The 16,709-nt window shown below is 67.8% G+C and carries 16 protein-coding genes, 1 tRNA gene and 1 pseudogene; 10 read left to right on the top strand and 8 right to left on the bottom strand.

Translation table 11 applies throughout. The annotated features are described in order from the left end of the window. Window positions 1-98 precede the first annotated feature (98 nt). From obgE to ET475_RS18210, 9 genes are all read left to right on the top strand, one after another. On the top strand, window positions 99-1,607 hold the full coding sequence (obgE, locus tag ET475_RS16625) for a GTPase ObgE (RefSeq protein WP_129392847.1): 1,509 nt from the start codon (window positions 99-101) through the stop codon (window positions 1,605-1,607). Then, entirely contained in the window at window positions 1,604-2,470 is an 867-nt protein-coding gene (gene proB / locus ET475_RS16620) for a glutamate 5-kinase (RefSeq protein WP_129392844.1), read from the top strand. The genes obgE and proB overlap by 4 nt, the downstream gene beginning before the upstream one ends. Before the next feature lie 9 nt (window positions 2,471-2,479). Beyond that, window positions 2,480-3,739: a glutamate-5-semialdehyde dehydrogenase gene (locus ET475_RS16615; RefSeq protein ID WP_129392841.1), complete on the top strand. Its 1,260-nt coding sequence runs from the start codon at window positions 2,480-2,482 to the stop codon at window positions 3,737-3,739. A gap of 55 nt (window positions 3,740-3,794) precedes the next feature. Beyond that, the gene (locus ET475_RS16610; RefSeq protein ID WP_129392838.1) at window positions 3,795-4,019 is read left to right on the top strand and encodes a hypothetical protein; all 225 of its coding nucleotides are present in this window, start codon (window positions 3,795-3,797) and stop codon (window positions 4,017-4,019) included. 9 nt (window positions 4,020-4,028) lie between these two features. Further along, on the top strand, window positions 4,029-4,625 hold the full coding sequence (nadD, locus tag ET475_RS16605; RefSeq protein WP_129392835.1) for a nicotinate-nucleotide adenylyltransferase: 597 nt from the start codon (window positions 4,029-4,031) through the stop codon (window positions 4,623-4,625). Next, entirely contained in the window at window positions 4,622-5,797 is a 1,176-nt protein-coding gene (locus ET475_RS16600; RefSeq protein WP_129392830.1) for a hypothetical protein, read from the top strand. The genes nadD and ET475_RS16600 overlap by 4 nt, the downstream gene beginning before the upstream one ends. Then, entirely contained in the window at window positions 5,794-6,171 is a 378-nt protein-coding gene (gene rsfS, locus ET475_RS16595) for a ribosome silencing factor (RefSeq protein WP_207205375.1), read from the top strand. Before ET475_RS16600 ends, rsfS begins: the two co-directional genes overlap by 4 nt. Window positions 6,172-6,243: 72 nt before the next feature. After that, window positions 6,244-6,316, top strand: a tRNA-Ala gene (locus ET475_RS16590). Between the two features lie 130 nt (window positions 6,317-6,446). Next, a complete protein-coding gene (locus ET475_RS18210; RefSeq protein ID WP_232514701.1) occupies window positions 6,447-6,686 on the top strand; it encodes a hypothetical protein in 240 nt (79 codons plus the stop codon). 243 nt (window positions 6,687-6,929) lie between these two features. Here ET475_RS18210 and ET475_RS16585 read toward each other — a convergent pair. From ET475_RS16585 to ET475_RS16550, 8 genes and pseudogenes are all read right to left on the bottom strand, one after another. Continuing rightward, a pseudogene (locus ET475_RS16585) lies at window positions 6,930-7,970 on the bottom strand (recombinase family protein); the annotation flags it as partial. Between the two features lie 181 nt (window positions 7,971-8,151). Then, window positions 8,152-8,397 carry a hypothetical protein gene (locus tag ET475_RS16580; RefSeq protein ID WP_242497681.1) on the bottom strand — a complete coding sequence of 82 codons (246 nt, stop codon included), beginning with the start codon at window positions 8,395-8,397 and terminating at the stop codon, window positions 8,152-8,154. Continuing rightward, a complete protein-coding gene (locus tag ET475_RS16575) occupies window positions 8,384-8,923 on the bottom strand; it encodes a hypothetical protein (protein WP_084634547.1) in 540 nt (179 codons plus the stop codon). The genes ET475_RS16580 and ET475_RS16575 overlap by 14 nt, the downstream gene beginning before the upstream one ends. A 37-nt stretch (window positions 8,924-8,960) precedes the next feature. After that, window positions 8,961-9,401 (bottom strand): single-stranded DNA-binding protein, encoded by a 441-nt coding sequence (locus ET475_RS16570; RefSeq protein WP_129392827.1) that lies wholly within the window; start codon window positions 9,399-9,401, stop codon window positions 8,961-8,963. Between the two features lie 80 nt (window positions 9,402-9,481). Beyond that, window positions 9,482-11,260 (bottom strand): type IV secretory system conjugative DNA transfer family protein, encoded by a 1,779-nt coding sequence (locus tag ET475_RS16565; protein ID WP_129392824.1) that lies wholly within the window; start codon window positions 11,258-11,260, stop codon window positions 9,482-9,484. Next, entirely contained in the window at window positions 11,257-11,805 is a 549-nt protein-coding gene (locus ET475_RS16560) for a hypothetical protein (protein ID WP_129392821.1), read from the bottom strand. Before ET475_RS16560 ends, ET475_RS16565 begins: the two co-directional genes overlap by 4 nt. Continuing rightward, entirely contained in the window at window positions 11,802-13,286 is a 1,485-nt protein-coding gene (locus tag ET475_RS16555; RefSeq protein ID WP_129392818.1) for an ATP-binding protein, read from the bottom strand. The genes ET475_RS16560 and ET475_RS16555 overlap by 4 nt, the downstream gene beginning before the upstream one ends. Beyond that, window positions 13,283-14,113 (bottom strand): hypothetical protein, encoded by an 831-nt coding sequence (locus ET475_RS16550; protein ID WP_129392815.1) that lies wholly within the window; start codon window positions 14,111-14,113, stop codon window positions 13,283-13,285. The genes ET475_RS16555 and ET475_RS16550 overlap by 4 nt, the downstream gene beginning before the upstream one ends. 43 nt (window positions 14,114-14,156) lie before the next feature. Here ET475_RS16550 and ET475_RS16545 point away from each other — a divergent pair, with 43 nt between their 5' ends. Then, window positions 14,157-15,950 (top strand): hypothetical protein, encoded by a 1,794-nt coding sequence (locus ET475_RS16545; protein WP_207205374.1) that lies wholly within the window; start codon window positions 14,157-14,159, stop codon window positions 15,948-15,950. Window positions 15,951-16,709 lie beyond the last annotated feature (759 nt).

Here is a 16,709-nt window from a genome sequence, read left to right as displayed (position 1 = left end):
GCGTTCGCACGCGATAGTTTTACGAGGGGCGGGCTTCGGCCCGCCCCTCGCCGCATTTGCCTGCGACATCCGATTTCCACACAACATCCGGGAGCACCATGGTCACCTTCGTCGACCGAGTGACGCTGCACCTGAGCGCGGGCAAGGGCGGCAACGGATGCGTCTCGGTCCGTCGCGAGAAATTCAAGCCGCTCGCCGGCCCCGACGGCGGCAACGGCGGCAACGGTGGCGACATCGTGCTGGTTGCCGACCCGCAGGAGACGACCCTGCTGTCGTACCATCACTCGCCGCACCGGGCCGGAGGCAACGGCGGCTTCGGCATGGGTGACAACCGCTCGGGCGCGCTGGGCGAGTCGGTCGAGCTGCCGGTTCCGGTGGGCACCGTGGTCAAAGACGTCGACGGCACCGTGCTCACCGACATGATCGAGCCCGGCATGAGATTCATCGCCGCTCCCGGAGGGCGCGGCGGGCTCGGAAACGCTGCCCTGGCCAGCACCAAGCGCAAGGCCCCCGGGTTCGCGCTGCTGGGCACGCCGGGCTGGGAGGGCGACGTCGTCCTCGAGCTGAAGACGGTCGCCGACGTGGCGCTGGTGGGCTTCCCCTCGGCGGGCAAGTCCAGCCTCATCGCCGCGGTGTCTGCGGCGCGGCCGAAGATCGCCGAATACCCGTTCACGACCCTGCACCCCAACCTGGGCGTGGTCGACGCCGGTGATGTGCGCTTCACCATCGCCGACGTTCCCGGGTTGATCGAGGGCGCGAGCGAGGGCAAGGGCCTGGGCCTGGAGTTCTTGCGCCATGTGGAGCGCTGCACCGCTCTCGTGCATGTGCTCGACTGCGCGACGCTGGAGCCCGGGCGAGACCCGCTCACCGACCTTGAGGTCATCCGCGGCGAGCTCGCCGCATATCCGGTGCCCGAGGGGCAGACGCCGCTGCTGGAGCGCCCGCAGCTTGTCGCGCTGAACAAGGTCGACGTGCCCGAGGCGCGGGATCTGGCCGAGCTGGTCCGTCCCGAGCTGGAGGCGCAGGGATACCGCGTCTTCGAGATCTCCACGGTCAGTCACGATGGGCTGCGCCAGCTCACTTTCGCGCTCGGCGACATCATCGCCCGGCACCGCGCGGACCTTGCCGCCCAACCGGCGCCGCCGCGCGTCGTGATTCGCCCCCGCGGCTCCGAGCGCGACTTCGAGGTGCGTGTCGAGGGTGGCACCTACGGCCCGGTGTACCGCATCCTGGGCGCCAAGCCCGAACGCTGGGTCGCGCAGACCGATTTCACGAACGACGAGGCCGTCGGCTTCTTGGCCGACCGTCTGGACAAGCTGGGCGTGGACAACGAGCTGTACAAGGCCGGTGCGATTCCGGGTGCCACGGTCGTCATCGGGCTCGGCGACGGCGTCATCTTCGACTGGCAGCCCGCGCTGACGTCGGCGGCTGAGGTGATGGTCGCTCCGCGCGGCTCCGACCCGCGCTTCGACCTGAATCCGCGCCGCACGACCACCGAGCGGCGTGAGCGTTACCACGAGCGCATGGATGCCAAGGCTGCAGCCCGTGCGGAACTCGAGGCCGAGCGTCTCGCCCGTCGCCAGGACGCGGAGGAGGACGAGCAGTGACCGCGGCACTGCGCGCCGATCTGCCCGCTGCCCGCCGGGTCGTGGTCAAGGTCGGCTCGTCGTCGGTGAGCGGTGAGGCCGCGGCCAACATCCCTGCCTTGGTGAACGCCCTCGCCGCCGCCCACGCGCGCGGCAGCGAGGTCGTGCTCGTCTCATCGGGTGCCATCGCGACGGGTATGCCCTATCTGCAGCTCGACTCGCGCCCCTCCGATCTGGCCACGCAGCAGGCGGCCGCGGCCGTTGGACAGAACGTGCTGATCTATCGCTATCAGGCGGCCCTGCGCGAGTTCGGCATCGTCGCCGGCCAGGTGCTGCTGACCGCCGGCGACCTGGAGAACCGCACCCACCGCTCCAATGCGAAACGCGCGATGGAACGGCTTCTCGGTCTGCGCATCATGCCCATCGTCAACGAGAACGACACCGTGGCCACGCACGAGATCCGCTTCGGCGACAATGATCGGCTCGCCGCGCTGGTGGCACGACTCATCCGGGCCGACGCCCTCGTGCTGCTCAGCGACATCGAGGCCCTCTACACGGCGCCGCCCGAACAGCCGGGCGCCCAGCCCATCGACCATGTCGCGTTCGGGCAGGATCTGGCCGGCTTCGAATTCGGCTCGGTCGTGGTCAACAGCGTCGGCACCGGGGGAGCAGCCACCAAGGTCTCGGCGGCACGGCTGGCCGCGGCATCCGGAATCGGCACGCTGGTCACCCGCGCCGATCTTGTCGCTCCCGCACTGGAGGGGCAGCGCATCGGCACCTGGTTCTCACCCAACCCGGCACCCCCGGATTCGACGCTGACCGGGGCGTTGGCCCTCGCGTCACAATCGGTCGCCGCCGGGGCCGGGCCGAGTGCCACTGGATAGACTGACGCGGTGAGCACCACCGTCGACACCGCCCGCGACCGCATGCAGTTGGCCAAGGACGCGGCACGCACGGTGGGACTTCTCTCCGACAGCGCCAAGCGTGACGCGCTGCTGGCGGTGGCCGATGCCATCGAGGTCGCGGCGGACCGCATCATCGCCGCAAATGGCGACGATCTCGCACACGGCCGCGACAACGGGCTCTCAGAGGGGCTGCAAGACCGACTGCGACTCGATGACGTGCGGGTATCGGCGCTGGCTGCCGCGGTGCGCGAGATCGCTGCCCTGCCCGATCCGGTCGGGCGCGTGCTCGATGAGCGCACGCTGCCCAGCGGCGTGCGCCTGCAGAAGGTCTCGGTGCCCTTCGGCGTCGTCGGCGCGATCTATGAGGCACGGCCCAACGTCACAGTCGACACCACCGCTCTCGCGCTGCGCTCGGGCAACTCCGTCGTGCTGCGCGGGGGCTCGGCCGCGCTGCGGACCAATGCCGTGCTCGTCGCCGTGATCCGCGAGGCGCTGGCCGCCGCCGGCATCGACCCGCAGGCGGTGCAGACCGTCGACGACTTCGGTCGTGACGGGGCGCGCGAGCTGATGCACGCGCGCGGCTTGGTCGACGTGCTGGTGCCGCGGGGGAGCGCGCAGCTCATCGAGACCGTTGTGACCGAGTCATCCGTGCCGGTCATCGAGACCGGCGCCGGCGTCGTGCACATTGTTCTCGACGCCAGTGCGCCGTTGGACTGGGCACGCGACATCATCGTGAACGCGAAGGTGCAGCGACCGAGCGTGTGCAACGCCGTCGAAACGGTGCTGGTGCATCGGGATGCCGCGCCGCGCCTGGTCGGACCGGTCGTGGCCGCGCTGCAAGAGGCCGGCGTCACCGTGCACGGCGATGCCGAGGTCGCATCTCTGGCCGCAGACATCGTGCCGGCGACCGACGAGGACTGGTCGATCGAGCACCTCAGCCTCGACCTGTCGATGCACGTCGTCGACGATCTGGATGCCGCTCTCGCGCACATCCGCACGTACTCGACCCATCACACCGAGTCGATCATCACCGCCGACGATGCGAACGCCGAGCGATTTCTGGCCGAGGTCGACTCGGCCGTGGTCATGGCCAACGCCTCGACGCGCTTCACCGACGGCGGCGAGTTCGGCTTCGGCGCCGAGGTGGGCATCTCGACGCAGAAGCTGCATGCGCGGGGGCCGATGGGCCTTGCCGAGCTGACCAGTACGAAGTGGCTCGCGCGCGGTGCAGGACAGGTAAGGGCATAGCGCTTAGACTGAGAGATGGCGCTGGTCGCGCCTGAAGAACGTGAACGGAGACCCGATGACCTTCGCCTCGCTGATCGCCTTCGCCGCCGAGGAGGCCGAGCATTCCGGCAACGTCATGCTCGAGACGGTGTGGTACCCGATCATCGCCCTCGTCGTGTTCGCCTTCCTCGGTTTCGTGACGCTGTCATACCGCAACGTCTCGAACCGCCACGCGCACAAGGCTGCGGCCTACGCGAAGGAGCACGCGGACGACGCGCCGCAGGCGGGGCACGGCCACTAGGCCCACCGTATGACGGCCACGCGACCCCAGCGCATCGGGGTGATGGGCGGAACCTTCGACCCGATCCACCACGGACACCTCGTCGCGGCATCCGAGGTGGCCGAGTCTTTCGACCTCGATGAGGTCGTGTTCGTGCCCACCGGTCAGCCCTGGCAGAAGAGCGACGTGTCGCCGAGCGAGCATCGCTATCTGATGACGGTCATCGCCACGGCATCCAACCCGCAGTTCACCACGAGCCGCATCGACATCGAACGTTCCGGACCCACCTACACGATCGACACGCTGCGCGAGTTGCGCGCCGAGCGGCCCGACGCCGAGTTCTTCTTCATCACGGGAGCAGATGCCGTAGCGCAAATTCTCAGTTGGAGGGACCATGATGAACTGTGGAATCTCGCGCACTTCGTCGCGGTCTCGAGACCAGGTCATGTCCTGAACACCGACGGCCTCCCGAGCGACGACGTGAGTCAATTGGAGATCCCCGCCCTGGCGATCTCGTCGACCGACTGTCGGCAGCGCGTCCGTGAGGGACACCCTGTGTGGTATCTCGTCCCGGACGGGGTCGTTCAGTACATCGCAAAGCATCATCTTTACCGGAGCAAGGCATGAGCACACCCGATCAGCCGTCGACTCCGCCGCTCACCCGCCGGCAGCTGCGTGAGTTGCGGAACACCGGCGTGACCCCCGTGATCACGCCCGACACCTCGGCCGTGAGCACTCCCGAGACACCGGAGGCCGCCGCTGTCGCGGACGCCGCGCCCGCACCCGAAGCCCCTGCCGCCACCCCCGCGCCCGCTGCCGAACGACCGGCGACACCGCTGCCGCGTGCGGCAGAGCCGGCACCCGTGCACACCGCGCCGGTGCCCGACCAGAACGTCGACCTCGGCGCCACGCCGCTGACCCGTCGCCAGGCACGGCAGCAGGAGCGCATTCGCACCGCGTCGGTGCCGGTGATCACTCCCGACATCGCGGGGGCCGTGATGCCGACCTCGGCGGCCACCGCGACCGGTCTGGCCGAGCGTTCGCCGTGGGCTCCGCCGGTGGACGAAGAACCGGATGCCGCCCCGCAGCCCGTGGTCGAGGCTGTGGCCGAGAGTCGGGCGGTGCCCGAGACACCGGCCACGGCCGAGAGTCCCGCCGTGGCCGAGAGCCACGTCGACGTCGTGCCGGACGCGCCGGCTGAGGCCGAGGAAGAGGCGTCATTCGAGCAGCTGCTCGGCGTACGCGATGACGATGAGGATGCGGCATCCGCACCAGAATCGGTCTCGGCGGCGCCGGAGCGCCCCGTGCTCAACCCCGCGTTCGGTGCGCGCGTGCTCGCCGGTGACACGAAGACACCCGAGCCGGCGACCTCGTTCGAGCAGCTGCTCACGCGCGATACCTCGAGCACCGGTTCGGTGTCGGCACCGCACGCACTCATCATGTCGCAGACCTCGGCCCCGCTGGTGGCACCAATCGCCGGTACCGGCGAGGTGCTCGTGACGGGCACCTTCGCCCTTCCCGAGGGCCTCGGCTCGACCGGGCATGCCGCGGGCACTGCCGATGGCAAAGAGGTCGACGCGATTCTTGTCGACGGCGAACTGCCGGCGCACTCGTCGCCGACCCCGATCGCGGCCAGCGCCGCGGTGAGCACGATCAAATCGAGCGAGGATGTCATTCAGGCTCCCGCACCCGAGAAGGGCGGCAAGCTCATGCTGTCGCTGGCGATCACAGCTGGTGTGCTCGCCCTCGCCCTGGTGGGCGTGCTCGTCTATGCACTGGCATCTGGAGTGATTTCGTGACCGCGACCGCGCAGGGACTTGACATGTTGAAGGTCGCCGCCGTGGCGGCGCAGGCCAAGGGCGGCGAGGAACTCGTCGCCCTCGACGTGTCGGAGCCGCTTCCCCTGGTGGACATCTTCCTCGTCGTCTCCGGACGCAGCGAGCGCAACGTGGCCGCCATCGCCGATGAGATCGAAGACAAGCTTCTCGAGGCCGGCTACAAGCGGTTGCGGCGCGAGGGACGCCGCGAGGCGCGCTGGGTTCTGCTCGACTTCGGCGACCTCGTGGTGCACATCTTCCACGAGCAGGAGCGCGAGTTCTACGGTCTCGAGCGGCTCTGGAAGGACTGCCCGGTGGTGCCGATCGAGCAGGTGCAGCCGGCCGTCGTCGGCTGATCGGTCGATTTCGCCGGTGCTGGAGAATGTAGTAATCTGAACGGGTTGCTTCGAGAGATTCGAAGCGATTCTGGGCCTGTGGCGCAGCTGGTAGCGCACCTGCATGGCATGCAGGGGGTCAGGGGTTCGAGTCCCCTCAGGTCCACCGCACGCACAAGGCTCGAACCCTTGCCAACGGAAACGTTGGTTGAGGTTCGGGCCTTGTGTGCGTCTGCGGCCCAGGTCAGCGCGTTGGCGTTGACCTGTGGATCGAGGAGCATCTCGAAGGGTCGGTTGTGCTCGACGCGCAGCTCGTTGTCTTCGTCGATGAAGACCTTGGTGAAGAACGCCTGATTGCACAGCCGCCGGTTGGTGTCGTCGCACCGGGTGTAGATGTCGGCGCAGTTGGCGAGCAGACCGAGCGCGTCGTCGAGGTGGGAGCGGGCGTCGGCGTAGTCGCCGTAGTGGGCGTCGATGCGGCGGGTCACTTGGTCGAGTTCGGCGACGATGCGGTCCTGTTCGCGCTTGAGCACTGAGAGCGGAATCGCGTCGGCGTAGTGCGCCTGCATGAGGCGGTCCTGCTCGCTTTCGAGCCGGTCGCGGTTGGTGGTGAGGCGTTCCAGTTCCTCGGTTTCGGCGGCCATGAGCCGGTCGAACTCGTGGTGGAGCATCCCCGCGAGCGCGTCCTGCTGGGCGGGCGTGATCTGGACGCGGGTGTAGTAGTCCTCGACGAGTTTCTCGACGTCTTCGATGAGCATCGCCTGGCGTGTGCAGTCGGTGCGCTTGGAGTGCCGGCCGGAGCACACGAAGTAGCAGTAGACGTTGCCGTGGCGGTTCTTCGCGTTGGAGACGATGAGTCGGGAGCCGCACTGGCCGCAGTGGATGGTGCCTTTGAGGTAGTGGCCGTGGACTTGGGTTGCCTCGACGGCGCACTGGTGCGCGGTGAGCACGGACTGGACCTGGTACCAGACCTCGGCGGGCACGAGCGCCGGGTGGTTGCCCTTGTAGCGGGTGCCTCGGTAGACGACATCGCCCTTGTAGTACGGGTTGGTCAGGAGGCGGTGGATGGTGGACACGGCCAGCGGCTTCGCCGGCCTCTTCGGCGTGGGCAGACTGCGCAGCCCCCGCGAGGTGAGTTCGTCGTGGAGTTGGCTGACGCTCCAGTTGCCCGAGGCGTAGGCCTTGAACGCCCATTCGATCATCGGTGCGCGCTCAGGATCGAGCTCGATGGTGCGGACTTCGCGCCCGAGCTCGTCGCGCTTGCGGACGTTCAGATACCCGATGGGTGCGCGCCCGTTCGTGCCGCCACCGATGGCCTTCTGCGTCATGCCCTTGGCGACCTCGGTGGCGAGGTTGCGGGAGTAGAACTCGGCGATGGTGGACATGATTCCGTGCAGCAGCATCCCCGAAGGAGTCTCGTCGATGTTCTCCGACGCGGACACGAGCATCACCCCGCACTGTTGGAGTGCGAGGTGGATGCTCACATCGTCGGCGCGGTTGCGGGCGAGCCGGTCGACCTTGTGAACGATGCAGTACGCGACCTTATTGGCCTTGACGTACTGGATCATCCGCATCAGCTCGGGCCGGTCGGACGACTTGGCTGAGGCTCCCGCGTCCACGAACTCCTCGACGATGCCGGCGCCGAGCTGTTCGGCCTTGCGCCTGGTCGCTTCGCGCTGGGCCGGGATCGAGAAGCCTTCGTCGGTGCCGCCCTTCTCTGCCTGCTCGCGGGTCGAGACTCGCAGGTAGGACACGGCGGCAGCCGCAGTCTTGGGCGGGTCGATGAGGCTGGCTGCCGGATCGTCGGCAATGGTGGTCATCGGGGGCTCACTCTCACGCGGTTCGACCCTCGCGCTCCCACTGTTGGTGGGAGGGGTGTTGATCGTGAGAGCAGCCGGTGAAGGCTGTAGGGCGAGACCCGATGGTCTCGGTGCGTGTTGCCCGCCGAACGGCGGGGTTTAGGCCACAACACCCCGCATCGCGAGGCTTGCAGGTTTCATTCTACCGGGCGGCTTCAGAGGCGGCCAGGCCATCGGGAGCCGCCTGGTAGGTGTCGGGCACCCGCACGGCTTCACGGGCCGCGCGGCTCTCGCCGGTCTCCTGCAACGTCAGCCGGATGAGAACCTCGGCGAGCTTGTGCAGGTCGGCGCGCTCGCGGTGGACGGCCCGGACGGAAAACGACCGCTCCTCGTACGGGCGACGGTCGGTCTTCTTGGCATAGCGGCTCATCGCTCTACGGAGCTTCATCGTCGGCCAGGTTGGCGTAGAACTCGTCTTCGGCCTCCTGGCGCTTGCGGACTTGGGCGATGACGAACTCGACGAACTCGGTGTCGCGGTCGGTGAAGGTGAAGTCCTGGATGGTGGGCGCTGAGTCTTCACCGGGCCATGCAGCTTGCCGGGTCGGTCGGTCGCGGTCGCCACGGGTGCCGCAGGCGGTGACCCAGTAGCGAAGGCGTTCGCGCGCGTCGGCGAAGTCGCGGTGCCAGCCGAGCGGCGCGGATGCGTTCTGATCGGGGTCGTAGGCCGCGAGCCAGTGCAGGTGCAGTGCCGATAGCTCCCAGACCATCTCCGGGTGGTGGTGCCAGAACGGTGGCACTACCGCGACGGTGAGGCCGTAGGTGCGGCGCAGCCAGTCAACCCATCGGTTCAGCGCGAGCCATTCCTGCTCCAGCTCGTGTGCCGTCAGCAGGTTCCAGTTCACGGGGTGCGGCGGTTCGGGCATGTCCGAGTTGGTGACGCGGGGCGGGCCGTCGAAGACGTCCGGCTCATCCATCTCATGCTGATCGTTCATGGTGCTGTAGCTCCCGAGCTCACATGCTGACCGGGGCGTGCGCCGCGGTCGCTGCTCGCTGCGTCGGCTCGTACGTTGCTGCGTCCCGCCCGACTCCATTGCGCGGCGTGCGATCCACCTGGTAGCGGGTTCGCGCGGCGTCGTGGCCGATCTTCTTGGCGACGAACTCTTCGCCCTCGATTGCCTGACCGTTGCGCTCGTAGTTGACCGGTCGCGTGTAGCCCTCGGCGACGAAGTTGTCGCCCTGGGCGAAGTTCGCGTGCGCGTGCTCAGCGGAACGCCCGAACATCACCAGGTGGTGGTAGGTCGTCTCGGTCTGCGTGAACGAGCCGTCGTCCTCGCGGCGGAAGTGCTCCTTGCCGATACGGGCGAAGAACCTGGCGTCTCCCTTTGCCGTCTCGGTGAGCAACGGCTCCGAAGCGATGAAGCCTGACAGCGATTCCTGGGTGTGAATGGCCATGATGGCCTCCTCCTGATTCGGGCGACCAGCTGCGTGTGGGTCGCTCTGTCAGGCAGGTGCACTGGAGCTTCCAAGCGTCGTCAGGAGGCGGGGCGGTGGCGCAGAAGCGCTTCGAGTTCGTCGCGGTCAGTGCGGAGCTGCGCTGCGTCGGGGCGGGTCGGCCAGGCGCGTAGGTCGGTGACGATGGGCGGTGCAGAGCGCAGCATCGTGATGCCGGTGCCGAACGGCAGTGTTCGGATGCGGTCTGGCGGCAGGATCGGGACGCGGCGGATCGAGCGCTGATTCGAGCGGGTGCCGTGGTCGCCGAGGGTCACGCTGTCGGTGTACTCGTCGCGCTCTCCGATGAGCGTGGAGAGGTCTTGGAGGTCACGGCTGTTGGATGCGCCGCCGAGGATGATCTTGACGATGCTGGCGTCCCAGATCGCGCCGGCCTGATGCTCACTCCACCTGTCGCGAGCCTGGGCGAGGGACTGCAAGACCGGCATGGTCGTGATCCCGGTGCCGCCACCTTCGGCCATGAGCGTCGGCAGTGACGGCAGCGGCGCGAGGTTTCCGATCTCGTCGAGCGCGAGCAACAGCGGCGGGTCGAGCCGGGCTCCCGGTGAGCGTGCCGCGAGTCGGCGGGCGGTTTCGATGAGGTCTTCGACGAACGCCGCGACCAGCGACGCGGAGGCTCCCGCTCCGGCACCGGTGGCGAGCAGGTAAAGGGTGCCTTGTTCGGTGAGGAAGGTCTCGGGGTCGAAGTGTTCGTGCGGTCCTGGCGTGACAGCATCGAGCACGCGCGGGTCGGCGAGGGCTGCGAGCGCGAGGGAGACGCCTTGCCAGATGCTGTCGCGGGTCTTGGGGTCGGCGTCGATCATCGCGGCTAGCGAGTCGTCCCAGCCCATCGCGGCGTTCGGGTGCGAGTTGAGGATCGCGACGGCCTCCGACGCCGCGCTGGGATCAAGAGTCCACCTGAACAGCTCGGCCGGCTGGCGGCCGTCGAGCGCGGCAGCGTGCAGCAGGCTCTGGAGTGCTGTGCGGGTCTTGCCCTCCCAGAACCCGCCGGACTCGACCCCGCCAGCACTGAGGCCTGTGGCGGCGGCGAGGCCGTTGGCGCGGATCATCGCGGTCAGCGGGTCGTCGCACCCGCGAATGGGCGACCAGCGCAGCCCGGCGGGGATGCCCTCGGCGAGGTGTTGGGGGTCGAACACGGCGACCGGCCCGCCCTTGCGGCGTCGGTCGCGGAGGGTCGCGGTGAGGTTATCGGGCCTGGTGCTGGTGGTGACGACCGCTCCGGGTGCGTCGAGGATCGCGTTGATGACGACATGCAGGCCCTTGCCTGAGCGGGGCGGGCCGATCAGCAGGATCGAGTCTTCGACCGATGCCCAGACCTTCGTTCCACGACTGGCACCGAGCAGGTAGCCGACATCCTGCAGTGCTGGCGACTCCAAGGAGGGCCGCAGCGTGGCCGCGCGGTGAAGCAGTGCTTTCGCGGATGCGGCGGTCTTGACCTCGTGGCTGGTCGCGATCCCCGCGAGCCGGTGCGGGTCGGTCTCTGTCTTCCGCGTGTGGCGGCGCAGCACGATCCACACCCAGACGATCCCGGCAGCGAGTCCGCCGAGCAGTGCCGTGCTGACAAGCCAGTAGACGACTGGATTGAGCCCGTCGGCACCGAGCGCGGTCGCTGGATCGCCGGGGTTGAACAGTACGGCGAGCCCCGCCGCTGCGCCGGCGTCGGGCTGGGCTGTGCCGGTGAGGAACGCGGCGACGCTGCCGGCTGCGCGGAGGGCGAGAGCGATGCCGAACATGCCGATCAGGCCGATGAGGGCGGCGTTGGTGAGTTCGTCGCCCATGCCCGCGGCTTGCCGCTGGTTCATGTCAGCCGCCGCACCGCGAGCGTGCCCGAGATACGTCCGAACAGGATCACCTCGTGTGTGCCGTCGGGTAGGTCGTCGAGGTCGATGAGCGTCCGGGTTTCGCCGGTTCCGGTGGCGTCGGTGTGGGCGACGATCGTCGCGACGGCGACATCCTCGCCGGGGACGAACCCGCCCGCGGTGACCTCGGCCAAGCGCGGCATCCGTCGGGCGTGGCGACTCCGACGAGTCTCCGGCACCGGGTTCTCGGTCGGTGCCGCTGCGCGTCGGGGCTTGCGGGTGCGGAGGATGTCGGTGAAGACGCTGCCGTCGTTCTCGCGGACCTCGACCCGGACTGCGATGGCGCGGTCCTTGGTGATGGCATCCATGAGCGGCCCGAACGTCGCCCGCGTCCAAGCGCTCCCGTCCGGCGACGCGAACGGTGTCCCATCGACCATCGCGGCGAGGGTGCCGTCTTCGGCGACGGTCACGAGGACATGCGGCAGCTCGACGGGAGCCGTGTTCTCGTCGTCGGTCGTGGTGGATCGGCGTGGGCCATTGAGGTTCATCGGTGGCCTCCGGCTGCACGGCTGCTGGTGTCGAATAGTGCGAGTTCGTCGGGGTGGAGTTGGTGTTGGCAGACGAAGCTTCTGGCCTTGATCCGCCATAGGCCTTGTCCGACGCCGAGGTTTGGCAAGAGCTGCTGCTCGGTGCCGGTCAGGCCGAGAGCGGTAGCGGTCGGTCCGAGTTGGTCGGACTCCTGCCGGTACACGATCCGCGTCTCGGCGTTCGCAAGCAGTGAGTTGGCCAGCGAGCGCATGGCGGAGCCCTGGTCGCCCACGTTGTCGAGGTCGGTGAGCTTGTGGAAGATCAGCATGTTCGCGATCCCGTAGTGCCTGGCGAGTCGCCAGTGCGCATCCATCCGCCGCAACAGAGCCGGGTGGGACATGAGCCGCCAGGCCTCGTCGTAGATCACCCACCGCTGCCCACCGTTCGGGTCGAGCAGCGCAGACTCCATCCACGCCGACGAGCACGTCATCAACACCGAAATGAGCGTCGAGTTCTCGGTGACCCGCGAGAGATCGAGCGAGATCATCGGCAACGACGGATCGAACGCGACCGTCGAAGGCCCATCGAACAGCCCGGCCAGGTCACCGGCCACGAGGCGGCGCAGCGCATGGCCGACAAGCCTGCCGTCCTCGGCCAACCTGCCGTCGGCATCCGCACTCGGGGCGAGGATGCGATCAACGACCATCGGCAGGATCGGCACGTCGTTCTCCCGCACCGTCTGAGTCAGGGCGATGTCGATCGCGGTGTGCTCCAACGGCGACAAGCCGCGCGCGAGCACGGTCTCCGCGAGGGCGCCGATCAGGTCACGGCGTCGCGCAGCGACGGTCGAGGCCCACTGCTCATCCGAGAGTCCGCTGGGCCGGTGGCCTTCGTCGAGTGGATTCAGGCGAGTGTTGAGTCCGTGGCCGAGGACGATGGCGCGTCCGCCGACGGCGTTGGCGACGGCGGTGTGTTCGCCCTTTGGATCGCCGGGAACGTACACGCGCCGCCCGAACGGTAGCGACCGCGTGTAGAGGGACTTGGCCAGCGATGACTTGCCGGAGCCGACGATCCCGGCCAGCACCACGTTGGGTGCGGTGATGATGCCGCGTGCGTAGAGCACCCACGGGTCGTAGACGAAGCTCCCGCCCGAGTAGAGGTCTTGGCCGACGAACACGCCGTCGGCGCCGAGACCGCCCTCGGCGACGAACGGGTACGCGCCCGCCAGTGTCGCCGACGTGTCCTGATGCCGCGTCAGATGAAACCGACCTGGGGTGCGCAGCCGCGCAGCACCGGACTCGCCCGCCTTCGGCAGGTAGATCGTCGCGCGGCGCTCGGCGCGCTCCTGCTCAGCCTTCGCCTTCGCGGCGGCGATCGCGGTCCTGTGCTGCTCGGCGTGGAGCCTCGCCTCGGCCTTGCGGCGCTGCTTGCGGAGCTTGCGCCGCTCCTTCGACGGTGCCACCAGAACGGCAGTGTGCAGCCGCGCGCGATCCTCGGTCACCGCACCAGCCCCCGCGCCTGCTTGACCGCCGTGATCTTGGCCGGCTCGAACCACGACCCGTCTCGCTTCGGCGCGGGCAGGTCGGCCCGCTCTGGGGCGCCCGGCGACGAGTACGACACCAGCAGTTCCGGCCCACCCTGCACCGGCTCGGGCTCGATCTGTTCGGCGGCCTGGGTCTCTGCCTCCGGTTCGGTGTAGCGGCGCAGCAACGAGAGGTAGCCGACGTGCGGGTTGACGACCAGCGCGTAGTCGCCCGAGAGCGCCACCCGGTCGTTTGTTCCCTCGCCGGGCTCGTCGTAGACGTATCCGTTCTCCAGCGCGGCCTGCGTGGTCTCGTCGCCGTAGTCCCACTGCGCGAGGAAGTCCACCGCATCGACATGGCCCAGCTCGCCGAGGATGCGCAATGGCCGGTCGGCCTCTTCGCCCTGGAGGAACACCACGCTGACCCACCGCGACGGCGCGGCCTCCTCGACGGCGGGCTCGGGATGCCAAGCGATCCGCCCCGCAGCGATGAACCCCTCCGCGAGCCGGTCATACGCCCGGTCGACGAGACTCGCGGCCTGACGCAACTCCTCCGCAGTGGCGAGCGCGTCCCGCACTCCTGCCTCGTGGCTGCCGGCGTCGTTGAAGGCGTGCGCGGCCTTGCGCTCGTGAACATCAGCGATCTGGTCGAGCGCCTGCCGCAGCGACCGCATCCCCGAGGACAGGTCACCGATAACCCCATACATCTCGGCTGGCTGATCGAACCCCCGGCTCGCGTGAGTGAGTCCGCGCAAGGCTTCGGACGCCTCAGCGGCATCGGCAGTCGAATCGAAGAACGTGGGCATGGTCTGCCTCCTCGCAAGTCGTGTGACCAGGAGGTGTGCTGCGATGACCCAGGCGCTGTCGAAGGCGGCTGACATACTTGATGGAGGCGTCGGAGGGAGGCACGAGGCAGTCACCGGCGAGAAGGAGAGCCACATGGACGACCCGCGCGACGAGTCCGGTAATGATGACGCCGTTGGCAGGCAGACCGCAGAGGATGGTCAGGTCAGGTCCGACGCGCTTGAGCTCGCAGCGTCCACGACCCTCGTCGAGGTGACGCCAGGCGTCGCAGTCGTATTCGGCGAAGTCCCCGCCGGTCTTGAACTCATCAGCCTTGACATGGTGCCGTCCTTCGACCGCGCTCAGCTCTCCACCGCTCTCGGCTCCTTCGGCAACGCAGGCACGATCGTCGGGAACGTCGCAGAGGCTGTATCGAGCGCGCAAGGCCTCTTCCGCGTCAACGATGCGACGCTGTCTCTGTTGAAGAGCGGCGGTCAGATGGCAGCAAAGGACGGCGCCAAGCTCGGGGCGATCTTCAAGAACGGTGAACTGGTCGCCCAGGCGCGATTCATCCCAGCCTCCATGACGGCCGCCACGGCGATCGCAGCTATCGGCCCGGCCGTCGCCATGATCGCGCTCCAAATGCAGCTCGGCGAGATTTCCGGCCTCGTCCGCTCCAACATCCAGCTCACGACGCAGACGCTCAAGGCCATCCGAAACGAGCAATGGGCAGAGCTTGAAGGGCTGGCGGAGTCCGTCGATGAGGCAGTCAAGGAGACCCGCGAACTCGACGCCATCACAGACTCTGTCTGGGAGCCCATCGCTCCCAGCGGTCCCAACATCCGCAAGCAATTGAAGCTATACCGCAAGAACGTGGCAGGCCATGTCCAGGAACTCGGGAAGTTGGACGGTCGCGCTCGCCGCCAGTACCTCGAATCCAACGCCGAAGCAATCGTCTTCGATACCTACGCGCTTCTCAGCTCACTCAAGACCCACGCGGAGTACCAGGCTGTCCGGGCCGCCCTCGCCAGAACACGAAGCACCAACGACGAGAGCGAAGCGCAGCTCTTCGACCGGATCGCCCGGAACACTCCCGTCGAGATCGACGAGTCGCTCTCCGAAATCCGATCGCTGACCGAGTCGCTCGTCCGCGAGTTGCGGATCATCGCCGAACTCCCCGGCCGCGCCACCGTGCCTCTCACGAAGAAGCGAAAAGACGCCAAGGCTTCTCAACTCACTTGCAGGCAGCTCCTCGAAGCGATCGACCCTTTGGCCAACATGCTCCAGCCAGCAGTCGAGATGCCAGCAGTACCAGCGGCGGTATGCGCACCCGAAGGGCTTGAACTCGATCCGTATCTGCATATCCTTCGGTGGTTCCTTGAGGATGGCGAGACGCTTCGCAGCGTGGCCTTCCCATACGAAATGGGAACTCACAACTTCGCTGGCGTCGTGCCGGCCATTCTCGCCAGAAGGGTTGATGCGACCTGGGATGCGCTCGCGCCAGGAAGAGCCAGTGCCATCGTTGAGAAGTTCGCGTCGAGCACGTTCGTAGCGGTGACTGACCGACGGATCGTCACCGCTAACCCAGGGAACCTCCTAAAGCGAGGCGAACTCGGCCCGATCTACTCCCTGGATGACGTGCGGAATGTACGCGGTCGCTCGCACCGCGGAGCGGGCGTCCGACCCACTATCGACGTGGCCACAGAGGAGCGCGACCTGCATTGGATGTTCCCCGACGCCGCGGAGCACGAGGACATCGACAGCCTGGCGGCGGCTCTCTCCGAAAGAACGCCCCACGCCGTTTCGGCCCCGACAGCGATTGAAGGACTTGCCACAGCAGACTCCGCCATCGACGCCTAGAGATTGCGCGAGTGCAGGCATGAGTGAGCAGGAAGGCTTCCGGCCGACGGGTGGGCGGGCAAAGAGCGGCAAGTGCGCGCTGTGCGGGGCCCGGGCAAGACTCACCAAGGCACACGTGCCACCGAGAGCTGCATTCAACAATGGGAGCTTCTCTTGGGGCGGCACGACAGCAGGCAACCGACTTGCCCACGGGCGTCCACGACTCGGTGGCGCCAGCCTGTATGCGCATTGCGAACCTTGCCGGGCAGCCACATCCCCTTGGGATGACGAGTACATTCGGTGGGCCTACACCTTCGCAGGCAACCTGCTCCACTCCCAATGGAAGGGCGAGCGGACTCATATTGAAGGAAAGCTCAACGAGGTTCGCCCGGGCCGATTCATCCGCTCCGCGCTCGCGGGCATGACAGCGCTGACTCCGAAACTCATCGATTCACACCCTGACCTGGTCGGGGCCGTGCGGCATGGAGTCGCAGCCCCAGCGCCAGAGGGCATCCGGCTCTTGGCGGCGATCGCGCCGGACGGAGCGGCGGCGGTCCTTGAGGGAGCACACGAGGGCTTGGCCGTAAAGCTGTCGCGGGATGGTGGAAGGGACGATGAATGGACGACAACCACCACACCGACAATCTCTGCCGTGATTCACTTCCCTCCGTTCAGCTTGCTGCTCGCGGATCGCCAGCTGGTGAGCGCTTTGCCACATGCCGACTGCACGGACTGGCTTAGAACTCGGGGTCGACGACCTCGCAGACGTGTCCCTGGTGC

Origin of the sequence: Microbacterium protaetiae, from assembly GCF_004135285.1 — a bacterium.
GTDB classification, from domain to species: Bacteria; Actinomycetota; Actinomycetes; order Actinomycetales; family Microbacteriaceae; genus Microbacterium; species Microbacterium protaetiae.
The sequence above is the reverse complement of the archived record's forward strand: the minus strand, read 5'-3'. Positions and strand labels throughout refer to the sequence as shown.

Excerpts from the sequence above, each read along its gene's own strand:
- obgE (WP_129392847.1), top strand. The coding sequence starts at position 99 with ATGGTCACCTTCGTCGACCGAGTGACGCTGCACCTGAGCGCGGGCAAG.
- ET475_RS16610 (WP_129392838.1), top strand. The coding sequence starts at position 3,795 with ATGACCTTCGCCTCGCTGATCGCCTTCGCCGCCGAGGAGGCCGAGCAT.
- nadD (WP_129392835.1), top strand. The coding sequence starts at position 4,029 with ATGACGGCCACGCGACCCCAGCGCATCGGGGTGATGGGCGGAACCTTC.
- ET475_RS16600 (WP_129392830.1), top strand. The coding sequence starts at position 4,622 with ATGAGCACACCCGATCAGCCGTCGACTCCGCCGCTCACCCGCCGGCAG.
- ET475_RS16580 (WP_242497681.1), bottom strand. The coding sequence starts at position 8,397 with ATGAAGCTCCGTAGAGCGATGAGCCGCTATGCCAAGAAGACCGACCGT.
- ET475_RS16575 (WP_084634547.1), bottom strand. The coding sequence starts at position 8,923 with ATGGATGAGCCGGACGTCTTCGACGGCCCGCCCCGCGTCACCAACTCG.
- ET475_RS16570 (WP_129392827.1), bottom strand. The coding sequence starts at position 9,401 with ATGGCCATTCACACCCAGGAATCGCTGTCAGGCTTCATCGCTTCGGAG.
- ET475_RS16565 (WP_129392824.1), bottom strand. The coding sequence starts at position 11,260 with ATGAACCAGCGGCAAGCCGCGGGCATGGGCGACGAACTCACCAACGCC.
- ET475_RS16560 (WP_129392821.1), bottom strand. The coding sequence starts at position 11,805 with ATGAACCTCAATGGCCCACGCCGATCCACCACGACCGACGACGAGAAC.
- ET475_RS16550 (WP_129392815.1), bottom strand. The coding sequence starts at position 14,113 with ATGCCCACGTTCTTCGATTCGACTGCCGATGCCGCTGAGGCGTCCGAA.
- ET475_RS16545 (WP_207205374.1), top strand. The coding sequence starts at position 14,157 with ATGACCCAGGCGCTGTCGAAGGCGGCTGACATACTTGATGGAGGCGTC.